The organism is Phenylobacterium sp. (assembly GCF_030654915.1).
GTDB lineage: Bacteria > Pseudomonadota > Alphaproteobacteria > Caulobacterales > Caulobacteraceae > Phenylobacterium.
In genome coordinates this window covers 1-5,404 of sequence record NZ_JAURWM010000162.1, presented here as the reverse complement: position 1 = coordinate 5,404, position 5,404 = coordinate 1, and the positions used below count along the sequence as shown (strand labels likewise).

Annotated in this window: 5 protein-coding genes; 1 reads left to right on the top strand and 4 read right to left on the bottom strand. The window is 66.7% G+C overall.

The features are described 5' to 3' along the window. Positions 1-558 (bottom strand): AI-2E family transporter (locus Q7T84_RS08420; protein ID WP_370653634.1); only part of this gene is annotated, 558 nt, incomplete at its 3' end. A gap of 228 nt (positions 559-786) precedes the next feature. On the opposite strand from Q7T84_RS08420, the gene Q7T84_RS08415 reads away from it, so the two are divergent. Further along, positions 787-2,280, top strand: a complete 1,494-nt coding sequence (locus Q7T84_RS08415; RefSeq protein ID WP_304807693.1) for a helicase HerA-like domain-containing protein — start codon at positions 787-789, stop codon at positions 2,278-2,280. Between the two features lie 78 nt (positions 2,281-2,358). On the opposite strand, the gene dnaA is transcribed toward Q7T84_RS08415, so the two are convergent. From dnaA to Q7T84_RS08400, 3 genes are all read right to left on the bottom strand, one after another. After that, positions 2,359-3,807: a chromosomal replication initiator protein DnaA gene (dnaA, locus tag Q7T84_RS08410; RefSeq protein ID WP_370653633.1), complete on the bottom strand. Its 1,449-nt coding sequence runs from the start codon at positions 3,805-3,807 to the stop codon at positions 2,359-2,361. Positions 3,808-4,212: 405 nt separating this feature from the next. After that, entirely contained in the window at positions 4,213-4,482 is a 270-nt protein-coding gene (gene rpsT / locus Q7T84_RS08405) for a 30S ribosomal protein S20 (RefSeq protein WP_304807689.1), read from the bottom strand. Positions 4,483-4,586: 104 nt separating this feature from the next. Then, a complete protein-coding gene (locus Q7T84_RS08400; RefSeq protein WP_304807687.1) occupies positions 4,587-5,171 on the bottom strand; it encodes a GDSL-type esterase/lipase family protein in 585 nt (194 codons plus the stop codon). Positions 5,172-5,404: the final 233 nt, after the last annotated feature.

The following is a 5,404-nucleotide window of genomic DNA, read 5'->3' as shown; positions in this document are numbered from 1 at the left end:
GGCCTCGATGGCCTCGTGGCGGGCGGCCCGGTTGTCCGACAGCCCCACCAGCTTGCGCTCGCAGGCGTGCCGCGAGGCGATGATGAAGCCCAGATAGATCAGGATGAAGAGGGCGTTGGAGGCGAAGTTCTGAAAGCCGCGCGCCACGTCGCCGATATATTTGCTGGGGTCGAGCCGCATGAAGAGCTGGTCGATGGTGGGGGCCACATCCACGCCGGCCGCCCCGGCCAGCTGGGCGATCAGCTGGTTGAGCTTGGGGATATAGGTGACGAGCTGGGTGGCGAAGCTGGCGCCGTTGTCGGCGATGACGAACAGGGCCGTGCCAAACAGCAGGATGGAGACCAGGAGCGCCACCGGCATGGCCGCGCGGCCGGGGAGCCAGGGAAACTTCCGCTTCAGCACCCGGGCGAAGCCGTCGATGACGATGGCCAGGAACATGGCCATGGCTGGCGGGGTCAGGATGTCGGCCAGCCAATAGATGGTGGCGCCTGACGCGATCACCGCCAGGATGACCAGGCAGATGCGGGAGACGTTGGTGGTCGGTTCGGCGGCGGGCATGGAGCCGACTGTCCTCGGGGTCGCGGGTGGCGTCAATTGGGCTGTCTACCCTGATTTTCGAGAGATGATGCTGCGTTGTTCGGCGGTTCTGGCTTGGCGCCGGCAAGGCTGAGCCAGAACGCGCGAGTTTGGCGAAATGATCTCCCCCGCGACAATTGTTTACGCTTGGCCGTGGCGACGCGGGCCGGCTGGCGATAGCGTGGCGCCCGCAGTTCCAAGGAGCATTCCATGGCCGACGACGGCGTCCTGATCGGGTTTTCCGACCATCTCGAGAGCCTGCGGCTCGACCGCGCCAACCGCCACGGCCTGGTGGCCGGCGCCACGGGGACCGGCAAGACCGTGACCCTGCAGGCCCTGGCCCAGGGGTTGTCGGACGCCGGCGTGCCGGTCTTCGCCGCCGACGTGAAGGGCGACCTCTGCGGGATCGCCGCGGCGGGCGCGCCCAATGAGAAGATGCTGGCCCGCGCCAAGATCATGAACCTGGAGCTGCGCCCCGCGGCCGCCCCGGTGGTCTTCTGGGACCTGTTCGGCGAGCAGGGCCATCCGATCCGCGCCACGGTCTCGGAGATGGGGCCGCTGCTGATCTCGCGGATGCTGGAGCTCAACGACGTTCAGGAAGGCGTCCTGACGGTGGTGTTCCGCGCCGCCGACGACGAGGGGCTGCTGCTGCTGGACCTGAAGGACCTGCAGGCGGCGCTGAGCTTTGCGTCCGAGAACGCTTCGACGCTCGGCGCGAAGTATGGAAACGTTTCGCCCGCCACCGTCGCCACCATCCAGCGCAAGCTGCTGGTGCTCGAGGACCAGGGCGGGGCGGGCCTGTTCGGCGAGCCGGCGTTGCAGCTTTCGGACCTGATGCGGACCGACGGTTCGGGCCGCGGCTATGTGAACATCCTGGCGGCCAACAAGCTGATCGCCAGCCCTAGGCTCTACGCCACTTTTCTGCTTTGGCTGATGAGCGAGCTGTTCGAGGAGCTGCCCGAGGTCGGCGATCCGGAGAAGCCGCGCCTGGCCTTCTTCTTCGACGAAGCCCACCTGCTGTTCCGCGATGCGCCAAAGCCGCTGCTGGAAAGGGTGGAGCAGGTGGTGCGCCTGATCCGCTCCAAGGGGGTCGGGGTCTATTTCGTCACCCAGAACCCCGCCGACATTCCCGAGACGGTGCTCGGCCAACTCGGCAACCGTATCCAACATGCCCTGCGGGCCTATACCCCGACCGAGCAGAAGGGGCTGAAGGCGGCCTCCAACTCGTTCCGCACCAATCCGAAGTTCGACACCGCCGAGGCCATCCAGGGCCTGGGCGTCGGCGAGGCCCTGGTCTCGGTGCTGGACGAGAAGGGCGCGCCGACGGTGGTGCAGAAAACCATGGTGCGGCCGCCGGTCTCGCGCCTGGGGCCGATCACGGCCGCCGAGCGAACCGCGATCATGGCCCAGAGCCCGGTGCGCGGGCTCTACGACACGACCCTGGACCGTGAGAGCGCCTTCGAGATGCTCGCGGCCCGCGCCGTGGCGGCTCAGGCTTCGGCGGCGGTCCCAGCCTCGAATTCGCCGTGGAACCCAGGACCCGCGCCGGCTCCCGCCCCGCGGCCCAAGGCCCAACCCAAGCCTCGGGCTTCCAACCGCCAGTCAATGGGTGAGGCCTTCACCAAGTCGCTGCTGCGCCAGGCTGGCAGCACCATCGCCCGCGAACTGATGCGCGGCATCATGGGCGGGCTGAAGAAGCGGTAGCGGTCAGCGCACCCGGAATTGAAAAGGCCCGCCGTCACCGGCGGGCCTTTTCGTAGAACCAGGCTCTCCGGCCTTGTCCTACCCCCTCAATTTGCGCAGTAGCACGTCCAGATCGCGGGCGATCAACGGGTCTTCGAGCTTCAGGGCCTCGATCCGGCGCACGGCGTGCAGGACGGTGGTGTGGTCGCGCCCGCCGAACCGGCGGCCGATGTCGGGCAGGGACCGGGTGGTGATCTGCTTGGCCAGCCACATGGCGACCTGGCGCGGACGGGCGACGACCCGGGCGCGACGTTCGGAGATCAGGTCGGCCTGCTTCAACTGGTAGTGCTCGGCCACGGTCTTCTGGATCTGGTCGACGGTGACCCGCCGCTCAGTGCAGGCCAGGTTGGGCCGTAGGATCGCCTGGGCTTCGTCCAGGGTCATGCGCGAGATGTCGCCGCCGACGCGGGCCACCAGGGTGTTCAGGGCGCCCTCCAGTTCGCGGACGCTGTCGGTGAAGCGGTCGGCGAGAAATTGCAGCACATCGGCTTGGGCCGAGGGAATGAACTTGCCCTGCCCGGCCAGGGTCGCGAGCTTGCGTTCCAGAATGCCCAGGCGAAGGGTGCGGTCGGCGGGCTCGATACCGCAGACCAGACCCGACTGCAGGTGCGAGCGCAGGCGCGCGTCCATTTCGGTGAGTTCCGAGGGAGAGCGGTCGGCGGTCATCACCACGCGGCGGCCGTCCTCGACGAGAGCGAGCAGGGTATGGAACAGTTCCTCTTGGGTGGACGACTTGCCGGCGACGAACTGGACGTCGTCGATCAGCAGGAGGTCGGCGTTGCGTAGCTCGTCCTTGAAGGCCGCCGTCTGACGGTCCTGGACCGCCTTGACGAAGGTCGAGGTGAAGCGTTCGGCGGTGATGTAGACCACGCGCTTGGTCGGCGCGGTCTGCATGGCCTCCCAGGCCAGGGCGTTCAGCAGGTGGGTTTTTCCGAAGCCGTAGGGGCCATGGAAGATCACCGGATTGAAGTGACCGTCCGACCAGGCCGCGACCCGTCGGGCCACCGCGAAGGCGAACTCGTTGCCGGGACCCGATACGAAGGTCTCGAAAGAGAAGCGATCCTGGAGGCCTTGTTGACGCCCGGCGCGGGCGGTCGGAGCCGACACCTCGACCGGAACCTCGATCTCGATCACTTCACCCTGGACTGGCGCGGCGCTGGCCGCGGCGTCGATATAACCGGCGGGAGCCGGACCCTGGGCGTCAAATTCCATTCGCGACTTCAGGTCCAGATTGCGGCCCATAGGGTCGTTCTGAGCCCAGAGTTCGCCGATCCGGCGCCAGGCGTGGCGACGGATCCAATCCCTGGCCACACCGGTGGCTGCAACCAGGCACAGCTCTTCGCCGCGCTCGCGCAAAGCAGCCTGTCCCAGCCACGAACCAAAGGTGGCCTCACCGAGCTCGCGCTTCAGCGCGACGCAGGTCTTCGTCCAGACAGCGACAGCCGGCGCCTCGGCAACAGAACCCGCAAAGCCCCCAGTGGCCATCATTCGAACCTCTCTTATTGTCATCCGTCAGCGCCCCCGCAGCGGAACAACTTTGTTAAGCAAACACAAAGCTTTACCCGGCGAGCGCGTAGCCCCCGCCGCCGCCGTTTTTCATCCGAGATCAGATGGAAGGACGTCTTGAGACTTGTCACCCTAGTCAGGGCGACTAGGGGGTCAACGGTGATTCTTCGCGGCTCCAGCGGATATTTTCGTTGACTCAAAACCAGTGCCCGCAGGGCAAGGGAATCCGAAATTCAACGTTCCGTTAACTGACTGGAATCACCGCAGGCGCGAACATTTAGGTGCGGCGCAAAAAGAAACGCCCGCGGGTCTTTCAACCCGCGGGTGCGTCGAAAAGTCTTGTTAGTTATGTAGTTAATGGCCCAGCTCGGCGGCGGGGCCAGCAACTTAGGCGGCAGCCATCTTCTTCAGCTGCGCGGCCAGACGGGACACTTTGCGCGAACCCGTGTTCTTGTGGACGACGCCCTTGGTCACAGCGCGCATCAGCTCGCTTTGAGCTTCGACGAACGCCGTCTTGGCGATGGCGGGGTCGCCAGCGGCCAGGGCCTCTTCGAACTTGCGCAGATAGGTCCGGACGCGCGAGCGGCGGGCCTTGTTGACTTCGGTGCGGCGTTCGATCTTGCGAACGGCCTTTTTGGCGCCAGGCGTGTTGGCCATGCTTCAGCTCTCAAAACGGATCGCGCCCGAACCTGCGCTCGGGCGGGTAAATTGGAGGCGCGGATATACGGGAAGGCGTCCTGCGGGTCAATCCGGCTCGGACGCTATTCCGCAAGCGCGGTGAAACGTCGCCAGGCCGGGTGGACGGCCACCAGGTCGGCCATCTGCTGATAGCCCGCCGCGCCGGGGTGCGCCCCGTCCCAGGCGGCCGCCTCCGCCTGCCACAGGCCGCCGGCCTCCAACGGCCGGAAGACATCAATGAAGGGGACCTGCAGCCGGGCGCAGAGCGCCAGCAGGGCGGCGTTCAGGGCCTCGGTGCGGGCGCAGACCCCGGGATCGGCCACCGGCGGCGGCCCGACCATTAGCACCGGCGCCAGGCGTTGCGCGCCGGTCAGCATGGCGCGCGCGTGCTTCAGGCTCTGCGCGACCGCCACCCGGGGCGCGCCCTCCACCAGCTGGCTGTCATTGCAGCCGAAGGAGAAGACGATCCGCATGGGCTCATAGTCCACCAGCCGCAGCCGCGCCTCGGCCTCCCAGCGCAGGACAAGCCGGTCCGACGCCTCGCGCCGGACGCCCAGGTTATAGAGGCTGATCTCGCGACGCCCGGCGATAGCCCGCCCCACCCAGCCCAGATGGTCCGGATCGCCTGCGCCTTGGACGAAGCTTTCCCCGAACGCGATCAGCCGCATCTCAAACACCGCTCATCCCGGCGCAGGCCGGGACCCAGATTCATCACGGGGCCATCAGGACAGGACCCGTTCGTGTGGTTCGTGTGGTTCGTGGTTCCAAGTCTTATGGCGGTGCGGCCGCGCAGGCCCATCAAGAGGTCCACGAACAACACGAACCCCACGAACAAGATTGGCCTATGACCCCTTGAAGTTCGGCTTACGCTTCTCGACGAAGGCGGCCATGCCCTCCTTCT

Coding starts and splice junctions, on each gene's coding strand:
- Q7T84_RS08415 (WP_304807693.1), top strand. CDS start 787: ATGGCCGACGACGGCGTCCTGATCGGGTTTTCCGACCATCTCGAGAGC.
- dnaA (WP_370653633.1), bottom strand. CDS start 3,807: ATGATGGCCACTGGGGGCTTTGCGGGTTCTGTTGCCGAGGCGCCGGCT.
- rpsT (WP_304807689.1), bottom strand. CDS start 4,482: ATGGCCAACACGCCTGGCGCCAAAAAGGCCGTTCGCAAGATCGAACGC.
- Q7T84_RS08400 (WP_304807687.1), bottom strand. CDS start 5,171: ATGCGGCTGATCGCGTTCGGGGAAAGCTTCGTCCAAGGCGCAGGCGAT.